The organism is Rathayibacter sp. AY1E2 (genome assembly GCF_002932325.1).
Lineage (GTDB): Bacteria > Actinomycetota > Actinomycetes > Actinomycetales > Microbacteriaceae > Rathayibacter.
Window position 1 is genome coordinate 270,627 of record NZ_PSVO01000002.1, and the last position, 15,983, is coordinate 286,609.

Below are 15,983 nucleotides of genomic sequence, written 5' to 3' on the forward strand. Positions count from 1 at the left end.
CCGCTCAGCGCTTGAGGGTGATCGAAGCGCTCCGCCCGAGGTTTCCCGCGGCGTCGGAGGCGTGCGCGACGATCGCGTACCGCCCGGCCGGGTAGGAGGAGGCCGAGACGGTCAGGCGCCACGTGCCGTCCGACGCCCTCGTCGCGTCGCCCAGCCGCGTGGCTCCGCTCCAGAAGCTCAGCTTCGTCGTGCCGACGTCGTCCTTGGCGGTGGCGACCAGGGTGACCGAGCCGCGCACCGTCGATCCGCTCGTCGGCGCGGTGATGACGGTCTTCGGAGCCGTCGTGTCGCGCGACGGCGCGGGCGAGCCTGTGGGTGCCGGAGCAGGAGCCGCGGTGGGCGCCGACGTGGGAGTCGGGGTCGGGGTCGGAGCCGGTTCGTCGCCGAGGCCCCAGGCCGTCCACAGCTCCTCCGCGATCATCGCCTGGCCGGCGACGTTCGGGTGGAAGTAGTCGACGTCCGTCGAGAGCTGATCGAGCGAGATCGGAGCCGCCGTGAGGGCGCCGCCGTCCCAGACGCAGTCGTTCGCGGCGGACTCGCAGGCCGATTCGAGTGCCTCGTTGAAGGCGGCCTCCCGGTCCTCCGCCGCCGCGAGCGAGGCGGTGTAGGCCGAGCTGGTCAGCGGGGCTCCGGTCGTGGCGTCGACTCCGCGCTGGGTCCGGCAGACCCCGCCCCAGGCCCAGATCGCGGCGCCCGGCGTCGACTTCACAGCGTCCCACTCCGACTCGATGTCCGGGACCGAGCCGACGAGCACCGTCGCCTCCGGCCACTCCTCGCCGATCGAGCGCAGGATCCGGGTCGCCGACGCGGCGAAGGAGGCCGCGGGCGTCATCGCGTAGCCGTCGCGGGAGTCGGGCGAGAGGCTCAGCGAGCAGAGGTCGTTGCCGCCGATCAGCAGCGTGACCACGTCCGGCTCCTCCCCGGCCGCGACCGCGGCGTCGATCCGCGACTCGACTCCGCTGATGACCGCACCCGACTTCGCGTAGTTCACCGCGCGGACCGCCGTCTGCGGATCCGCCGCCGCCATCCGGCTCGCGATCGAGTCGACCGCGGGCGCCGATCCCGTCGCCCAGGAGTTCTCGACGCAGTCGCGGTTCACCCCGCAGGTCGTGGCCGCGCGCGTGATCGAGTCGCCGAGCGCGAGCAGCGTCTGCGTCCCGGACGCCTGCGCCGGCGGTGCCGCCAGGAGCCCCGCCAGGAGCGCGATCGCCCCCGCGCCGACCCCTGCTGCTCTCCGCCGTGCCCTGTGTGCTGTGGTCCCCATGTCGTCCCGTCCCCTGGTCGTCCATCGTTCGAGTGCCTCGCGTGCTGCGAGAGCACGAGGGGCGAGCGTACGTCGCCGCGGATCCCCCGACGGACCGGAGGAGGGCGGCTCCCGTCCGGCGCGGCCCGGATGGGGGACACGGAGGACGCACGGAGGCGGGCGGCCCACAGCTTCGGGCGCCCGATCGTCAGGATCTGCACGACCGGCCCGCGCGCTCTCCCGCCCGGAGAGCACGTGGACCGACGGCTCCTCCTCGATACTCTGAGGCGATGATCGGCCGTCGCCGTGGAGGGAAGAGGGATCAGCATGGACTACTCGAACGAGGACGATCTCAAGCAGAGGATCGGTATCGACTCCTGGAGGAATCTGTCGAGAGAGAAGTTCATCGCGTTCGCATCCGAGCTGCCGAACATGAGCGAGGAGCTCGCCCTGAAGGTCGTCGAGCAGTTCCCGGATTTCAAGAATCTCGTCCTCGACTCGTTCAGTGAAGTCCGAGATCAGGCGAGTTCAGCCGTTCGAGCCAACTGGAAGAGTCAGAAGAAGGTTCACAGGGCCTTCGCCGAGTACCGCGCCGTCCTGAACCGCGAACTGGATCGTGACACCCTGAGCGCGGCGGACCGCTACTCGGTCCTTCGGTTGTTCAAAGAAGCGATCGACGACGAAGCACTCAAGGATTCGGAGCACAAGGCGTTCGTGCTCCGGGCACTGGGCATCGTCGCGATGGTCGCAGTCGCCGGAGTCTCGACAGGAGTCGCCGTCCTCGGCGGTCGAGCCAGGATCGGCGGAGACGCCTAGTACCGAGTGCCGATCGAACGGACCACTCCTCCGCCGACGAGCGCGTCGTATCGACCACGACGGGCTCGATGATTCGGAGTCCATCAATCGAATGCAGGTCGCGAAATCGGGACTGGACAGTGGCCTAGAGGGACGTCTGGATCGTGCTGCTGTTGTTCGTCTGATAGCGCGAGGTGATCTCGGCCTTGGCGATGACCCCAGGACTGACACCTGCGATCGCGTCAATCGATGCTTCGCTACCCTGGCTGGCCTGGTCAGACTTGGAATCCGCCACCTCGCCGTTCTGCGAGGACAAGAGACTTGAGAGACTTACTTCGTCGAGATAGACGAACTCGCGAAGATCCGGGCGTTTCGGATCAGCCGTAGTTTGGTTGGGTACAACGTCGGGCTTCCTGAGAAACAGGCGCTGCCACCACGATGCCGTACTCATGCCGCTACCTCCGCCAAGACAGATCGACGAGGCCGCAAAGCGATCCGCTCAAGCGCCTGCGCTACGTCCTCTGGGGCGATCTCGCTTCGGGAGTCGCCAGCAGCGACGAGGGCCGCTTCTGTCCAGATGAACGTCAGCTCAGCGGCCGACCAACCGTGGGTGAGCCTGGCAATATCTTCCAAAGGCATAACCGGCGCGGTCTTGAGGTGAGCACCTGCGACCTTGAGAATCTCATACCGATCCGTGAGGGAAGGGAGACCGAACTCAATCTCCCAATCGAATCGACCAGGTCGAGTCAACGCGGGGTCAAGTGTGTCGACCCGGTTTGTAGCGGCGATGACAATCACGCTCTTGCCCTTGTTGTCGAAGCCGTCCATCAGAGTGAGGAGTTGGGCGACCAGTCGCTTAGAAGCCTCGTGCGAGTCTCCAGTTCGCTTCTCGGCGATGCTATCGATCTCATCGAAGAAGATGATCGCTCGACCGCTCTCGCTCTTCGTTGCCGCCTCAAAGATCCTTCGAAGCGTGCCCTCGGTGTCTCCGAGCCACTTACTGATGATCGACGGGCCGCTGATCAAGTAGAAGTCTGCTTTGGACTCCCTGGCGATGATTCGCGCTAGATGTGTCTTTCTGGTGCCAGGCTGCCCCGTAAACAAAACTCCCTTGACCGGGCGGGCACCGATCTTATCGAGTTGCTCCCGACGCTCGAGCTGAGTCTCAATAAGCTCTTTGGCCCGAGCTACTACGTCCGGGTATCCGCCAAAGTCGTTAAAGGTCGGGCCTTCGATTGCGTTGTCACGGAGGTACTCTGACTCAACGTTCTCAGTGTCGTCACCGATAATTCCGCTTTTGATAGAACATTCAGAGACTACTTCCAGCACACCTTGGGCGTCGTTGTACTCCACCATTTTGCCGGGTTTGACAATCACTTTGCGCGGATTCTTGACTCGCTGGAATCCGACTCCACTGTCGACGAGGACAGCCCCATCATCCAGTATTCGTCGCACAGCCGTGATCTAATTCGTCTCGCGCCAAATGTCATCAGGTGCGAACTCCCAGTCGTTCTGTCCAACTATGATGACGTCGCCCTGCTGAACATTATCGATGTTCGCAAGACCAGACACCCGCCCAACTTGGCCATTCTGATTCTGAAAGTGGACCACTGCTTCATCGTGATCTACGCGAAGAACCTTGAACAGTTGGCCAACGATTGCCACATCGTTCTTGATTCAGATTCCCCCTCTGCTGCAGAGCTAACGCTGTGCGGTTCAACCTCCTCGGACAGTGATCCACCGAAGAAGATTGCATCCGGTGGAACAGATTCACCTACACCGAAGATTCGCCAGCCCCGTCGTGGATCGAGGGTCAACGTCATGAACATATAGACATCAAGATCGAGGGGCTTTCCGTTACCCTCAACGCTCTTTCCCTCAAGCGTCTTATCGCCCGAGAGCTTGACGCGCGCGATACGGGGCGCGGGGTAGTCGACCATCGACGTCGGTTGGAAGTCTGCGAGTTCGGTCCGCAGCGCGTCCCAGTCAGCGTTGTCCCAACCTGAAGCCTCTGGCGCGAGAAGCACGCGTAGATCATCCATCTCGGTCTCATCATCACGTAGACCGCTGAGGAATGTCAGCGCAATGAGCATCGGATTGAACAAGCTCTCCTGATTGCCAATCTGTCGCTCGTCGCCTGGCCCCGACTTCTTCGACCAACGAAGGCCTTGTCGGCTGACGTCTTGAAGCTCGCCGTTGATCTCTCGAAGCCAGTGCCGTCCCTTCGGGTCGGTGAAGGTGAGTGCCGCTTTCGGATACCAGCTGTCAGCGTGGGCAAGCAATGGAACTGAGATATCGAAGACCAGCTCCCGGCGCTGAGGAATCACGCTGATTGGTGCCGGAGCTGCCAGTGGGCCAAGCGGTGTCGAATCCCGCCCAATATGGACATTGACCATTGCATTGAAAACTGGCTCGTTCGACTCATTGGCGACATGTAGGTGTACAACCCGTTTATATGACGATCCGTCACTGCGAGGCTGATATTCGTCAGTAATCCAGGCAGAAACGAAGCGAGCAGTTGCGTCCTTCTCCTGGGTCCAGGCACGTAGAGCCAAGACTAGGGCGACCAATGTCGCACCCACGGTGCCAGCCGCGGTGAGCACGGTCCAGAGGTCCCAGGTCAGCGACCAGGGCAGGGCATTGACCAGAACGAGCACAAGTGTGATGGCAGCCAGAACGAGCACGATAAGCCACAAGACCTGCACCGCAACCCTCAGCCGCCTTCGCATTCGGCTCATGGCTACTCGTCACCTCCAGAACTGAGCCCGAAGAATCGCTCGAAGAACGCGCCGAGCTTCCGGATGACGCGCTGTTTCTTCTCGCCGTGGCCGCCGTCAGCGGAGAACCGTGAGACCGGTGGCAGTACCTTCGTGATCGCGGTGCCGCTGGTGCGGATCTGTCCGTCGCGGAAGGCGGTCTCGACGAAGACGCGGGTCTCGTCTGCGCGGAGGTTCTCCTCGGTGATGATCGTCTCGAGTTCGGCCTCGCGCTTAGCTGCGATGAATTCTCGCCATTCCTGGTCGATCTCACCGTCCACGGAGAGGGAGTCGACGAAGTCTTCGATAAGGTCCTTCTTGTTGCGCAGGGTCGGGCTGGCGTCCACGGCGTGCGAGATCTCCGCGCGGATCTCCTTGTCGTCACCGTCGCCGCGTTCGTCGCGATACTTCTGGACGAGCATGAGGATGTAGTCGACGTTGATCTCGACCTGCTTGATCAGTTCGATCTCGAAGACGACGTCGTCGTTGATCTGTTCCTTGTCGGCGTCCTTGTCCTTGCGGAACTCCGCGTACAGGTCGAGATAGACGCTGCGGTAGTCCTGGCCCTGCCGGTCGGTGAGTATTGCGTTGCCGGTGAACTCGTCGAACGAGGTGAGGATGTTCTGCAGGCGGAGGATCGCACCGAACAGCTTGATGAACTCCTTCTGAGCGGCTTCGCCGATGATCGGCTGACCGAGGGGGAAGGTACTGAGCAGTTCGGTGACCTTCTCGGCGTAGTCGTTGTAGTACTCGCCGTACGGTTTGAGCAGCACGACACCGCGGGCGTCCTTGTTTCCGAACAGCGCGATCGCATCGTTGGTCTCGTCTTCGAGGTCGCGGAAGCTGACGATGTTGCCGTACGTCTTGACGGAGTTCAGGATGCGGTTCGTGCGCGAGTACGCCTGGATCAGCCCGTGCGCGCGCAGGTTCTTGTCTACAAACAGGGTGTTCATCGTGGTCGCGTCGAAGCCGGTGAGGAACATGTTCACCACGATGACCAGGTCGATTTCGCACTGCTTCAACTTGAGCGAGAGGTCTTTGTAGTAGTTCTGGAACCGGTCGGCGGAAGTGTCGAAGGACGTGCCGAACATCTCGTTGTAGTCCTGGATCGCATCCTCCAGGAACGACCGCGCGTCCATGTTCAACGCGCCGGTGTCGAAGCCCTCTTCATCGAGTCCACCGTCTTCCACGGCGTCGTTCGCGCCGTAGGAGTAGATCAGACCGACCTTCAACCGCTTATCGGACGGCAGACCTTCTTGCTGAATCTGGAAGTGGTTGTAGTACGTTCGTGCGGCCTCGATAGATGCCGTCGCGAACACCGCATTGAAGCCACGCACGCGGCGCTCCCCGAGCGTGTAGTGCTCAGCACGCTTGGTCTTCTGATCGAAGTGCTCGAGCGTGTACTTCACGATCTGACTGATCCGCTCCGGGGCGAGCAGCGCCTTCTCGGTGTCGATCGCCGAGACCTGCTTATCGATGACGTTGCCGACCTTGACGGTGTTGACGTAGTCGATCCGGAAGGGAAGCACGTTCTTGTCGGTGATCGCGTCCACGATCGTGTAGGTGTGCAGCTTCTCGCCGAACGCCTGCTCCGTGGTCTTCAGCTTCGGGTTCCCGCCGCTGCCAGAGTTAGCGGAGAAGATCGGGGTTCCCGTGAAGCCAAAGAGGTTATACCGCTTGAAGGCCTTCGTGATCGCAGTGTGCATATCACCGAACTGCGACCGGTGGCACTCGTCAAAGATGATCACGACATGCCCGTCGTAGATCGCATGCCCCTTGTTCGCGGCGATGAACGTCGAGAGCTTCTGGATCGTCGTGATGATGATCCGCGCACCCGGATCTTCGAGCTGCTTCTTCAACACCGCAGTCGACGTGTTGGAGTTCGCCGCGCCCTTCTCGAACCGGTCATACTCCCGCATCGTCTGATAGTCGAGATCCTTACGATCCACGACGAACAACACCTTGTCCACGCTCGGCAACCTCGACGCAAGCTGCGCGGCCTTGAATGAGGTCAGGGTCTTACCGGAGCCGGTGGTGTGCCACACGTATCCGCCCGCGGCGACAGTGCCGAGTTGCTTGTAGTTGGTGGAGATGTCGATCTTCTGCAGGATCCGCTCGGTCGCCACGATCTGGTACGGGCGCATCACCAGCAGCGTCCCGTCAGCGGTGAGCACGCAGTACTTCGTCAGGATGTTCAGCAACGCGTGCTTGGCAAAGAACGTCTTCGCAAACGCCGACAGATCCTGGATCGGCTTGTTCTGCGCATCCGCCCACCACGACGTGAACTCGAACGAGTTCGAGGTCTTCCGCACCCGCTTGGACCCGGCCGCCTCGCTCAGGTGCTGGCGACGGGTGGTGTTCGAGTAGTACTTCGTCAAGGTGCCGTTGCTGATCACGAACAACTGCACGTACTCGAAGAGTCCAGAGCCTGCCCAGAAACTGTCACGCTGGTAGCGGTCGATCTGGTTGAACGCCTCTCGGATGTCAACGCCGCGACGCTTGAGCTCGATGTGTACCATCGGCAGACCGCTCACGAGCACCGTCACGTCGTACCGGTTCGAGCGGGCGGAGCCGCCGTCACCCTGGCCGATCTCGTACTGGTTGATCACCTGCAGACGGTTGTTGTGGATGTTCTGCTTGTCGATCAGGAGGATGTTCTTCACCGAGCCGTCGTCGCGCTTCAGCAGCTGAACGTGGTCCTCCTGGATCCGTACCGTCTTCTCGACGATGCCCTCATTCGCGCCAGCGATCCGCTCCGAGAAGAACTGATCCCACTCGCTATCTGAGAACGTCACCGAGTTCAGGGCTTCAAGCTGGGTGCGGAGGTTCGCGACGAGCTGCGCTTCCGACGTTACGGCCAAGTACTCGTACGCCTGCGACTGCAACAGCCGGATCAGCTCACGCTCAAGCTCCGCCTCCGATTGATACGAGCCAGCACCCGCCGCGTCAGGGATGTACTCGGCAACAACCGTGCTCTCAGACGACACGGCGATCGGATCGTACTTCCGTGGAGTCGCGTCACTCATGCCGCGGCCTCCTCAAAGGTCAGCAGCTCGTCACGGTAGTACTCGTACTGCTTACGACGCGCAGCAAGTTCGGCAGGAAGGCCAACGCTCAGGTCGTTGACGAGCGCATCGAACTTATCGAGATCGGAGGAAATCCGACGCTGCTCATCGAGAGGAGGCAGGGGAACCGGATACTTCAAAAACATGGGCCGTCGCAGCGACGTCACAGACGCGTGAACCGAATTGCGCTCAAGATATCGTGCGAAATCAGCCACGAGGTAATGATAAATATATCGCGCGTCTACACTCTCCTCGGGAACAATCCGATACGCGCGCTGGTGAAGTGCGTACTGACCGGTCGCGAAGTGGAAAACTTTCCCAACACCTACACCATCGCCAGCCGTAATGATTGCGCTTTCGTCGAAATCGAACGAGTCGAGACGAAGAGGTTCGCGACCACGCGCATAGAATACATACTCTCCGTCGACCACAGCGTCCTTGGTGTCGTGGCTACCAGTGCCAACCGTCGCAATATCCCCAAGAAGCGCACGTTCAACTTCATCGCCGAAAGCAAGAAGGCTACCTCTGTAGTACTGATACTGGCGGCGCCGGGCTTCCAGCTCCGCTTCCAGCTCCGCTTCCAGCTGAGTGAACTGATCCAATATTCGCACGATCTCCCGCTGCACCTCGAGAGGTGGCACGGGGATTCGCACCTTCATGAGCTGTTTCGCCGAGACGTCAATAACCTTCGTTCCTGTAGCGAGCGCCTTCTTCTGAACGAAGAACGACTCGGATTGGAACCAGTACGAGAGGTACTTCGGATCCTCGCGGTGCTTGATCACGGTGGCATGCCCGCCGGTGACGATCGGCTCGTTACCAAGCCACGCGACGGCCTTGCCTACATCCTCGACGTTCTCGCTCGTGTTCGTGATGATGATGTCACCCGGCTCAGCCTTGGCGAGCTTCGTAGCCGTCTCGGGGGAGACGAAAGAGATCGTCTTGGTAGTCCAAACTCTGTACCGCGTGTAGATCTGGCCATAGTGAATCGCACCGACACCTTGATCGGTGAGATCAGTTTTCGGCATACCATTGCCGCGCACGAGCCGCGCGATGTCTCCGAGCGTCTTGAACTCGACTCCCTGTGGAGCGAGCTCTTCGATCAGTTCGTCAATCCGACTCACTTCGTGCCCTCCAGGTCGGCAACAATCTCGTCAATGGAGGTGCGAAGTTCTTGCTGGCGGGCGACGATGCGTGCGATCTCGGCGTTCAGCTCAGTGATGTCAACGGTCTCGCGGGTGTCTTCTTGCTCGACGTAGGAGGATACGGCGATGTTGTAGTCGTTGGTGGCGATGTCTTCGTTCGGTACGAGCGTCGCGACATGGTCGATGCTCTGCCGTGCGGTGAAGGTGTCGAGGACGTGCTGCTGGTTGGTTTCGGTGAGCTTGTTCTTATTGCCGGAACGTTTGAACTCAGCGGAGGCGTCGATGAAGAGCACCGCGTTGTCGGTCTTCGACTTCTTGAGCACGATGATGCAGGTCGCGATCGTGGTGCCGAAAAACAGGTCCGGTGGGAGCTGGATGACGGCATCGACATAGTTGTTGTCGATGAGGTACTTGCGAATCTTGGCTTCTGCTCCCCCGCGGTAGAGCACGCCCGGGAACTCGACGATCGCGGCGGTGCCGTTGACCGCGAGCCACGACAAGATGTGCATCGTGAAGGCGAGGTCAGCCTTCGACTTCGGCGCGAGCACCCCGGCCGGTGCGAAGCGTGGGTCGTTGATCAGGAGCGGGTTGGCGTCGCCGTCCCACTTGATCGAGTAGGGAGGGTTGGAGACGATCGCTTCGAAGGGCTCATCGTCCCAGTGGGCGGGGTCGGTGAGGGTGTCGCCGTGGGCCAGGTTGAACTTCTCATAGTTCACGTCGTGCAGGAACATGTTGATCCTGGCGAGGTTGTAGGTGGTCAGGTTGATCTCCTGGCCGTAGAAGCCCTGGCGGACGTTTTCTTTGCCGAGGACTTTCGCGAACTTCAGCAGTAGTGATCCGGATCCGACAGCGGGGTCGTAGACCTTGTTCACCTGGGTCTTGCCGACCACGGTGATGCGGGCGAGAAGTTCCGAGACTTCCTGAGGCGTGTAGTACTCGCCACCGGACTTGCCAGCGCTGGAGGCATACATCTGCATGAGGTACTCGTATGCGTCACCGAACAGGTCGATCGAGTTGTCCTCGAAGTTCCCCAGCGGCAGGTCACCGATCGCGTCGAGGAGTTTGACGAGTTTCTCGTTGCGCTTGGCGACGGTGCTGCCGAGCTTGGAACTGTTGACGTCGAGATCGTCAAACAGACCCTTGAGATCGTCCTCAGCGTCGGTGCCGACCGCGGAGCCTTCGATGTTCTTGAAGACGCGAGCGAGCGTCTCGTTGAGGTTCGCGTCGTTCGCGGCGCGCCCTCGGACGTTCTGGAACAGCTCGGACGGGAGGATGTAGAAGCCCTTCTCCTCCACCGTCTCCTTGCGGCCGAACTCGGCTTGGGAGTCTCCGAGCTGGGCGTAGTCGAAGCTCTGGTCGCCAGCCTTCCGCTCGCCGACGTTGATGTAGGCGGTGAGGTTCTCGGAGATGAACCGGTAGAACAGCATGCCGAGCACGTAGGACTTGAAGTCCCAGCCGTCGACGGAGCCGCGCAGGTCGTTCGCGATGCGCCAGATCGTCTTGTGCAGTTCGGCGCGCTGTCCTTCTTTGGTGGTCGGTGCCATGTGGTTCGTCTCCTGCGCCTAGGGCGCGTCTTAAGTTATGGTTTCGGGTTAACCTCACCGTAGCGCCAGGCACTGACATCAGTCGGTTGCCATGCGCGGCATGGGCCTGAGGGGTGATGCAGCCGGGAGCGTGTGCCGCGTCTACCGGGCGATGCGATCTACCTGTGATTATCTCATGATCGGCCGTTTTCGAGAAGACCTCGCCGCCTCGGTCAGGTGTCCCAGCCCCAGGCGAAACCGTTAAAGAGGCCGCCAGGGACGTCGCGCAGGGTGAGGGTCGCGGTGCCGCGGGCGTCCAGATGGATGCGGTTGTACTCGTTGGCGGCGTGGGGGCGGGCGAACGGGCTTGCTCCTTCGAACTTCCAGATACTGGCTGGCTGGTCGCCGATGAACCCGACGCGGATGGTGAACAGCAGTGACCGGTGGTGGAGCGCCCGGCTGGCGAGAGTCATCGGCTCTGGTTCGCTGCCATCGTCGGGTGAGGTGATGCGGAATCGGAGGTCGTAGCGCGTCCGGTCTTGCATCGGCTCGGTGGCCGTGCGTTCGGTGTTGAGGTGCCAGAAGTGGTCATTCCAGCCCGCGCCGTCGACAGGACGGGTGTTCACCTTGAAGTCGCCCTTGCTGCTCGGAGTCACGATGCCGGGGTACGAGCGGCCAATAGTCACATACTCAAGGCTGTCTTCTGACGTTGCGAGACGGTGGTGCTCGTACGTCGCTTTCCAGTGCCGGTTCTCGACGACGGTGAGGACGCTGACTTCCTCGTAGATGATTCCGCTGTGCATCTCGGGCACGTCGAGCACGAGTGGTGCCTGCGCGTAGCGTCCTGTGACGAGACGCGAGTGCGGCGCCTTCAGCGCGGCGGTCTCTCGCGTGCGAACGGTGTCGACGTTCCGTCCGATTTTGTCGCCGTGTATCTGCCGCCGTTGCAGCAGCTCGGGCACGTCTTGCGTGTCGGGGCTGAGCGCGTAGACGTCGAGCAGGAGGTCTGCTTGCTCGCCGGGCAGGGTGTGGATGGCGGAGATGAAGCGGTGACGGAGGCGTTCGAAGCTGTCCTCGAGGGAGCCGCGTAGGAGTTCGTCGACGATCGCGGCATAGGTGAGGCGGCGCTGGACGAAGCCCTCGCGTTTGGTCAGCCACGCGAGCTGCTGGTGGAGGGTGGCGACGTCGTCCTCATCAAGCCTCACGCCATCACTTCCTTCTCGTTCCAGTGCTCGCTTCCAACTTTATTCCGAGTTTCAGAGTGTCCCCGGGCGGGTTTCTACGGTCGAAGTGTCCCGGAAAATCCGGGGCTGTTCTCTTCAAACGGAAGGACTTGAAACATGTCGAACAATCAGGTGGTGCCGCTGTTCGGTGGGCACACGACCCAGCAGGGGCAGAAGATCACGGGGAGCCTCGTTCGCCAGACCAAGCGTGAGGTGGAACAGGTTGCTGCGTCCACGGAGATCGCGGCGGTGCGGGAGCAGGGGCACGCGTTCTGGCGTCGCAGGCGCTGACGAACGTGGCGACGCTCGTCTCGCAAGCGGAGGCGCAGATGAAGATCGCCTCGGCGGGCGCACAGTTCTACGAAGCGATCATCGCCGGATACGCCATCGGTGCGGGTCAGCGCATCGCTCGGGGGCTGTGATGGAGTTCGTTTCCCTGGTCGCGACTCTCGCGGGTGTCGTTCTGCTCGTCGCGGTCGCCGCCTTCGTTGCGTGGTGCGTGTTCGACGTGCTGTGGGACGAGTACGAGGCGTGGCAGGAGCGTCGTCGTGCACGGATCGAGGCGGAGCTGGACGCGAAGTCTGAGCAGCTCCGGCAGACGATCCTCTCCCTCGGCGACGATATCGCGACCGACCGCGATGAGGCCTCCAAGGCGTTGACGCGAGCGATGTTCCTGACGACCGGGCGCACCGACCTTCCTCGCTCATAGCGCCTCAGTGCGGCACGTCGTTGCCTATTCGACAACAACGGCTCTCGTCGCACCGCACGCCATGGCCTACCTCGGTCGCCGCCGTGTCGGATCGACGTCTGGAGAAGTACAGAGCGGTCTTCACGCTTCGGTGGCCGGGGTGCGTAATGGGCGCTGACCCCGCCCAGAGCTGGCCTCTGCTGGCGGGCCGATCCATCAACTATTTACCTCTCGAAAGGAGGAGTCTGCGTATGAGCATTCACATCAATCACAACCAGCCGGACAAGACGCCGCTGCCGGGGACATTCCGTGCGGCGCTATGCGACCCACCGTGGTCGCTGCAACAGAAGGGCGACCTCGGCGCGGGCAACCACTACGACCTCATGACCGATGCGCGCATCCTCGGGATGAGCGAGGCCATGCAGGAGATCATGGCGGAAAACTCGTTCTGCTTCCTGTGGGTCACCACCGCGACCGTCCCTCTGGGCATCAAAGTGCTCGAAGCATGGGGCTACCGATACACAAGCTTCTACTTCTGGGCCAAACCCCGCCTGATGCTCGGGAACACATTCCGCAACTCCGGGGAACTGCTGCTCCTCGGCGTACGCGGGAAGGGCACGAAGGTCGCATTCAAAGGCCAGCCGAACTGGGGCATGCGCGCCCTGCAGGCCCACAGCCGGAAGCCCGAGGAAATCCACCTCATCGTCGAACGACTCGTCGGCGGAGACGGGCCATTCCTCGAGCTATTCGCTCGCCAGCCGACACCGTCGAGCAAGCACTGGGACATCTGGGGCAACGAGTGCGACGCGACAATCTCGCTCGCGAAATGGGGATACCCCGTGCCTGCCGACAACGACAGCGCATCAGCGATGGTGCCGGAGACCCAGGCGTGAGGGGTGTGAAACATGCAGGGCGATACCGGGCCGCGCTCGGTCGTGGAGAAGTTCTTCCGGACGTGTCTGCTCCTCTTCGGCGGGGTGATCCTGCTCGTGCTCGCGATCGAGCTGCTCAAGAGCATCTGGTGGATCCTCGTGATCGTCGCCGTCGTCATCGCCGTCACCGCGGCACTGGTGTGGTGGTGGCGTCGCCGGAACACATGGCTCTGACCCGCAGGAAGGAGACCGGGCGATGAACCGGAAGAAGAACCCCGCTTCTCGTCGCCACCGACTGGTCCCGGTGTGGCGAACAGAACTCGACAGGCACGGCTTCGTACGGGCACTGCTGCTACTCGCGATGCATCTTGACGAAAAGGACGACACAGCGCATACAAATCAGCAGAACCCGGCCGACGAGGCCGCCGGGCAGAAAGGGGGCGGGCATGACGAGAATCACTAAACACGAGGGGTGGGAATGGCGCGAGCTCACCTGGCCGGACATGCTCGCCCCGGAAGCTGTCCGAGACGTACTCGAGCAGCTTGCATCCTCCGGCACTCTCGGCCCGATCACACTGGAGACCCGTGCGACGAAGGCCGGGGTGCGTTGGCTCATCGCCGCGCGTCCGACACGGATCGAGACCGTCGTGACCGCGCTGGCCGCGCACCTGCCCGTGCGAGCACACACCCCGCGCCGCGTTCGTCAGCAAGCGGAGCACGCTGCCGACGTGCGGGTGACCGGCGCGGATCTCAGCCTTGACGCCGCACGGGTCACGGCGGGTGTCCGTGGGCTGTACGGGGCACTGTCGCGACTTCAGGACGATGAGGAGGTCGTGCTGCAGCTCCTCCTCGGGAGGCGGCATACGCCGCCCGTGCGGCCGCGCGAATCTCTGCACGCTTGGTTGAGCCTCCTCGCGGGCTCTCCAGCACAACCAATGCCAACATCTCCGGTGCGCAAGCGCCGGGACGGCCAGCACGGATTCTCGTCGAGCCTGCGCATCGGACTCGTCTGCGCGACCCCCGCGCGTGCCCGGCAACTGGTAGGCGACATCATCGGAGCGCTCCGCGTACTGGAGTCAGCCACGACTCGTCTTCGCGCGATCGGCGGCTCAGCACGGCACGTCAATGAGGCGAGGTTGCCGTGGCGGTGGCCACTGATACTCACGAGCGGCGAGATCGTCGGTCTCACCGGGTGGCCCATCGGGGAACCGCCGTTGCCGCTCCTCGGAAGTCTCCACCCGAGACAACTGCCACCACCAGCCACACTCGTTCGGACTGATCGGGTGATCGGTACCGCCAGCGCTCCAGGGCACTTCGAGAAGGTCGGGATAGCGATCCGTGACGCTGCATTCCACACGCATCTGCTCGGCCCGACCGGGTCGGCGAAGTCGACGGTGATGCTGAACCTCATCGTGGCGGACATGCACGCCGGGCGTGGCGTTCTCGTCTTGGATCCCAAAGGCGATCTCGCTGATCGTGTCCTCGCGCATGTCCCGAAGAACCGAGAACACGATGTCGTCGTCATCGACCCGACCAACGCCGCCCCGGTCGGCTTCAATCCGCTCAAAGGGCCGGCCCATCAGACGTCAGTGACAGCGGACACGTTGCTGGCGACATTCGAGTCGGTGTTCGCGAAGCACTGGGGAATCCGCTCCGCGGACATCTACATGTCGGTGTTCAACACTCTCGCACAGGTAGACGGCGCGAACCTGCTGTGGATCCCGCCGCTGCTGACCAACCCGGCGTTCCGCCGGAAGATCCTGCGCGGCATCGACGACCCGATCGGACTCGGCGGATTCTGGGAACAGTACAACGCGAAGAGTCCGGCGCAACAAGCCGAAGAGATCGGGCCGGTCCTGAACAAGCTCCGCCAGCTGATCCTCCGCCCAGGGCTCCGCGCGATGCTCGGGCAAACCGAACCCCGCTTCGACCTCTCCGACCTGTTCACCAAGCGACGCATCGTCGTCGTGAACCTCAACAAGGGCCTGCTCGGTGCTGACGCCGCGAAACTCCTCGGCACGCTCCTGATCGGGCAGCTCTGGACCAAGATCCTCGCCCGCCAACGAGACGGCCTCCAGCATCGCCACATCGTCAGCGTCTACATCGACGAGGTCCACGACTTCCTCGCAGATATCCCCGGCGACCTCTCCGACGCGCTCGCACAGGCCAGATCCCTCGGGGCCGCGTTCACGCTCGCGAACCAGTACCTGAAGCAGTTCACTCCCGCCATGCAGGCTTCGGTCGAGGCGAACACGCGCAGCAAAATCTACTTCGGCCTCGGCGGCACCGACGCCTCCACGATCAGCAAGCACACGCCCGGACTGGACGCGCAGGACTTCCTGCTGCTGCCGAAGTACCGCGCGTACGCGAATGTCATGCAGAACGCGCAGAACACCGGATGGATCTCCATCGCCACCACGCCATCACCCGCCACAATCAGCGACCCGGCAGCGGTGTACGCGGCCGCGCACGAACGCTACGGCGTGCCCGCGACCGAGACCGAACAGCAGATCCGTGACCTCATCGCCCCGGCCAGACCCGATCACGCCGCGGCGGATGATGGCCCGATCGGGAGGACCAGGCGATGATCTCCGCGCAATGCACGAGACGAATCGGGAGACGACTCGCTCCACTGAACCGTTCGCTGGTTGGCTGCTGTGTGGCGAGACGGCGGCG

16 protein-coding genes are annotated in these 15,983 nt (G+C 62.3%); 8 read left to right on the plus strand and 8 right to left on the minus strand.

Going from position 1 to position 15,983, the window contains the following annotated elements; translation table 11 throughout:
* Window positions 1–4: 4 nt before the first annotated feature.
* Window positions 5–1,264, minus strand: a complete 1,260-nt coding sequence (locus tag C5C49_RS03290) for a GDSL-type esterase/lipase family protein (protein WP_104345394.1) — start codon at window positions 1,262–1,264, stop codon at window positions 5–7.
* Between the two features lie 306 nt (window positions 1,265–1,570).
* On the opposite strand from C5C49_RS03290, the gene C5C49_RS03295 reads away from it, so the two are divergent.
* On the plus strand, window positions 1,571–2,059 hold the full coding sequence (locus C5C49_RS03295; protein WP_146084827.1) for a hypothetical protein: 489 nt from the start codon (window positions 1,571–1,573) through the stop codon (window positions 2,057–2,059).
* Between the two features lie 124 nt (window positions 2,060–2,183).
* Here the strand turns inward: C5C49_RS03295 and C5C49_RS03300 are convergent, their stop codons facing one another.
* The 7 genes from C5C49_RS03300 to C5C49_RS03325 all read right to left on the minus strand — a co-directional run bounded on the left by C5C49_RS03300 (window position 2,184) and on the right by C5C49_RS03325 (window position 11,729).
* Window positions 2,184–2,489, minus strand: coding sequence for a hypothetical protein (locus C5C49_RS03300; RefSeq protein WP_104345396.1), 306 nt, complete (start codon window positions 2,487–2,489; stop codon window positions 2,184–2,186).
* Entirely contained in the window at window positions 2,486–3,415 is a 930-nt protein-coding gene (locus tag C5C49_RS03305; protein WP_258068361.1) for a 26S protease regulatory subunit, read from the minus strand. Before C5C49_RS03305 ends, C5C49_RS03300 begins: the two co-directional genes overlap by 4 nt.
* A gap of 248 nt (window positions 3,416–3,663) precedes the next feature.
* The gene (locus C5C49_RS16690; RefSeq protein ID WP_146084828.1) at window positions 3,664–4,776 is read right to left on the minus strand and encodes a hypothetical protein; all 1,113 of its coding nucleotides are present in this window, start codon (window positions 4,774–4,776) and stop codon (window positions 3,664–3,666) included.
* A gap of 2 nt (window positions 4,777–4,778) precedes the next feature.
* Window positions 4,779–7,820 (minus strand): type I restriction endonuclease subunit R, encoded by a 3,042-nt coding sequence (locus tag C5C49_RS03310; protein ID WP_104345397.1) that lies wholly within the window; start codon window positions 7,818–7,820, stop codon window positions 4,779–4,781.
* Complete coding sequence (locus tag C5C49_RS03315; RefSeq protein ID WP_104345398.1) at window positions 7,817–8,980, minus strand: restriction endonuclease subunit S; 1,164 nt, start codon at window positions 8,978–8,980, stop codon at window positions 7,817–7,819. Before C5C49_RS03315 ends, C5C49_RS03310 begins: the two co-directional genes overlap by 4 nt.
* Entirely contained in the window at window positions 8,977–10,545 is a 1,569-nt protein-coding gene (locus tag C5C49_RS03320) for a type I restriction-modification system subunit M (RefSeq protein WP_104345399.1), read from the minus strand. Before C5C49_RS03320 ends, C5C49_RS03315 begins: the two co-directional genes overlap by 4 nt.
* Before the next feature lie 212 nt (window positions 10,546–10,757).
* Window positions 10,758–11,729, minus strand: coding sequence for a hypothetical protein (locus C5C49_RS03325; protein WP_104345400.1), 972 nt, complete (start codon window positions 11,727–11,729; stop codon window positions 10,758–10,760).
* Window positions 11,730–11,864: 135 nt separating this feature from the next.
* On the opposite strand from C5C49_RS03325, the gene C5C49_RS16830 reads away from it, so the two are divergent.
* The 7 genes from C5C49_RS16830 (at window position 11,865) to C5C49_RS16700 (ending at window position 15,895) form a co-directional block, all read left to right on the plus strand.
* Complete coding sequence (locus C5C49_RS16830) at window positions 11,865–12,038, plus strand: hypothetical protein (RefSeq protein ID WP_181135693.1); 174 nt, start codon at window positions 11,865–11,867, stop codon at window positions 12,036–12,038.
* 5 nt (window positions 12,039–12,043) lie between these two features.
* Window positions 12,044–12,169: a hypothetical protein gene (locus C5C49_RS17260; RefSeq protein ID WP_258068362.1), complete on the plus strand. Its 126-nt coding sequence runs from the start codon at window positions 12,044–12,046 to the stop codon at window positions 12,167–12,169.
* Entirely contained in the window at window positions 12,169–12,456 is a 288-nt protein-coding gene (locus C5C49_RS03330) for a hypothetical protein (protein ID WP_146084829.1), read from the plus strand. Before C5C49_RS17260 ends, C5C49_RS03330 begins: the two co-directional genes overlap by 1 nt.
* 230 nt (window positions 12,457–12,686) lie before the next feature.
* Window positions 12,687–13,328 carry an MT-A70 family methyltransferase gene (locus C5C49_RS03335; protein ID WP_104345402.1) on the plus strand — a complete coding sequence of 214 codons (642 nt, stop codon included), beginning with the start codon at window positions 12,687–12,689 and terminating at the stop codon, window positions 13,326–13,328.
* 12 nt (window positions 13,329–13,340) lie between these two features.
* Window positions 13,341–13,541 carry a hypothetical protein gene (locus tag C5C49_RS03340; RefSeq protein WP_104345403.1) on the plus strand — a complete coding sequence of 67 codons (201 nt, stop codon included), beginning with the start codon at window positions 13,341–13,343 and terminating at the stop codon, window positions 13,539–13,541.
* A 22-nt stretch (window positions 13,542–13,563) separates the two neighbouring features.
* The gene (locus tag C5C49_RS16695; RefSeq protein WP_146084830.1) at window positions 13,564–13,770 is read left to right on the plus strand and encodes a hypothetical protein; all 207 of its coding nucleotides are present in this window, start codon (window positions 13,564–13,566) and stop codon (window positions 13,768–13,770) included.
* A complete protein-coding gene (locus C5C49_RS16700; protein WP_146084831.1) occupies window positions 13,754–15,895 on the plus strand; it encodes a type IV secretory system conjugative DNA transfer family protein in 2,142 nt (713 codons plus the stop codon). The genes C5C49_RS16695 and C5C49_RS16700 overlap by 17 nt, the downstream gene beginning before the upstream one ends.
* The last annotated feature ends 88 nt before the right edge of the window (window positions 15,896–15,983 follow it).

Excerpts from the sequence above, each read along its gene's own strand:
- C5C49_RS16700 (WP_146084831.1), top strand. The coding sequence starts at position 13,754 with ATGACGAGAATCACTAAACACGAGGGGTGGGAATGGCGCGAGCTCACC.
- C5C49_RS16690 (WP_146084828.1), bottom strand. The coding sequence starts at position 4,776 with ATGAGCCGAATGCGAAGGCGGCTGAGGGTTGCGGTGCAGGTCTTGTGG.
- C5C49_RS03310 (WP_104345397.1), bottom strand. The coding sequence starts at position 7,820 with ATGAGTGACGCGACTCCACGGAAGTACGATCCGATCGCCGTGTCGTCT.
- C5C49_RS16695 (WP_146084830.1), top strand. The coding sequence starts at position 13,564 with ATGAACCGGAAGAAGAACCCCGCTTCTCGTCGCCACCGACTGGTCCCG.
- C5C49_RS16830 (WP_181135693.1), top strand. The coding sequence starts at position 11,865 with ATGTCGAACAATCAGGTGGTGCCGCTGTTCGGTGGGCACACGACCCAG.
- C5C49_RS03295 (WP_146084827.1), top strand. The coding sequence starts at position 1,571 with ATGGACTACTCGAACGAGGACGATCTCAAGCAGAGGATCGGTATCGAC.
- C5C49_RS03320 (WP_104345399.1), bottom strand. The coding sequence starts at position 10,545 with ATGGCACCGACCACCAAAGAAGGACAGCGCGCCGAACTGCACAAGACG.
- C5C49_RS03330 (WP_146084829.1), top strand. The coding sequence starts at position 12,169 with ATGGAGTTCGTTTCCCTGGTCGCGACTCTCGCGGGTGTCGTTCTGCTC.
- C5C49_RS03290 (WP_104345394.1), bottom strand. The coding sequence starts at position 1,264 with ATGGGGACCACAGCACACAGGGCACGGCGGAGAGCAGCAGGGGTCGGC.
- C5C49_RS03335 (WP_104345402.1), top strand. The coding sequence starts at position 12,687 with ATGAGCATTCACATCAATCACAACCAGCCGGACAAGACGCCGCTGCCG.
- C5C49_RS03300 (WP_104345396.1), bottom strand. The coding sequence starts at position 2,489 with ATGAGTACGGCATCGTGGTGGCAGCGCCTGTTTCTCAGGAAGCCCGAC.
- C5C49_RS03340 (WP_104345403.1), top strand. The coding sequence starts at position 13,341 with ATGCAGGGCGATACCGGGCCGCGCTCGGTCGTGGAGAAGTTCTTCCGG.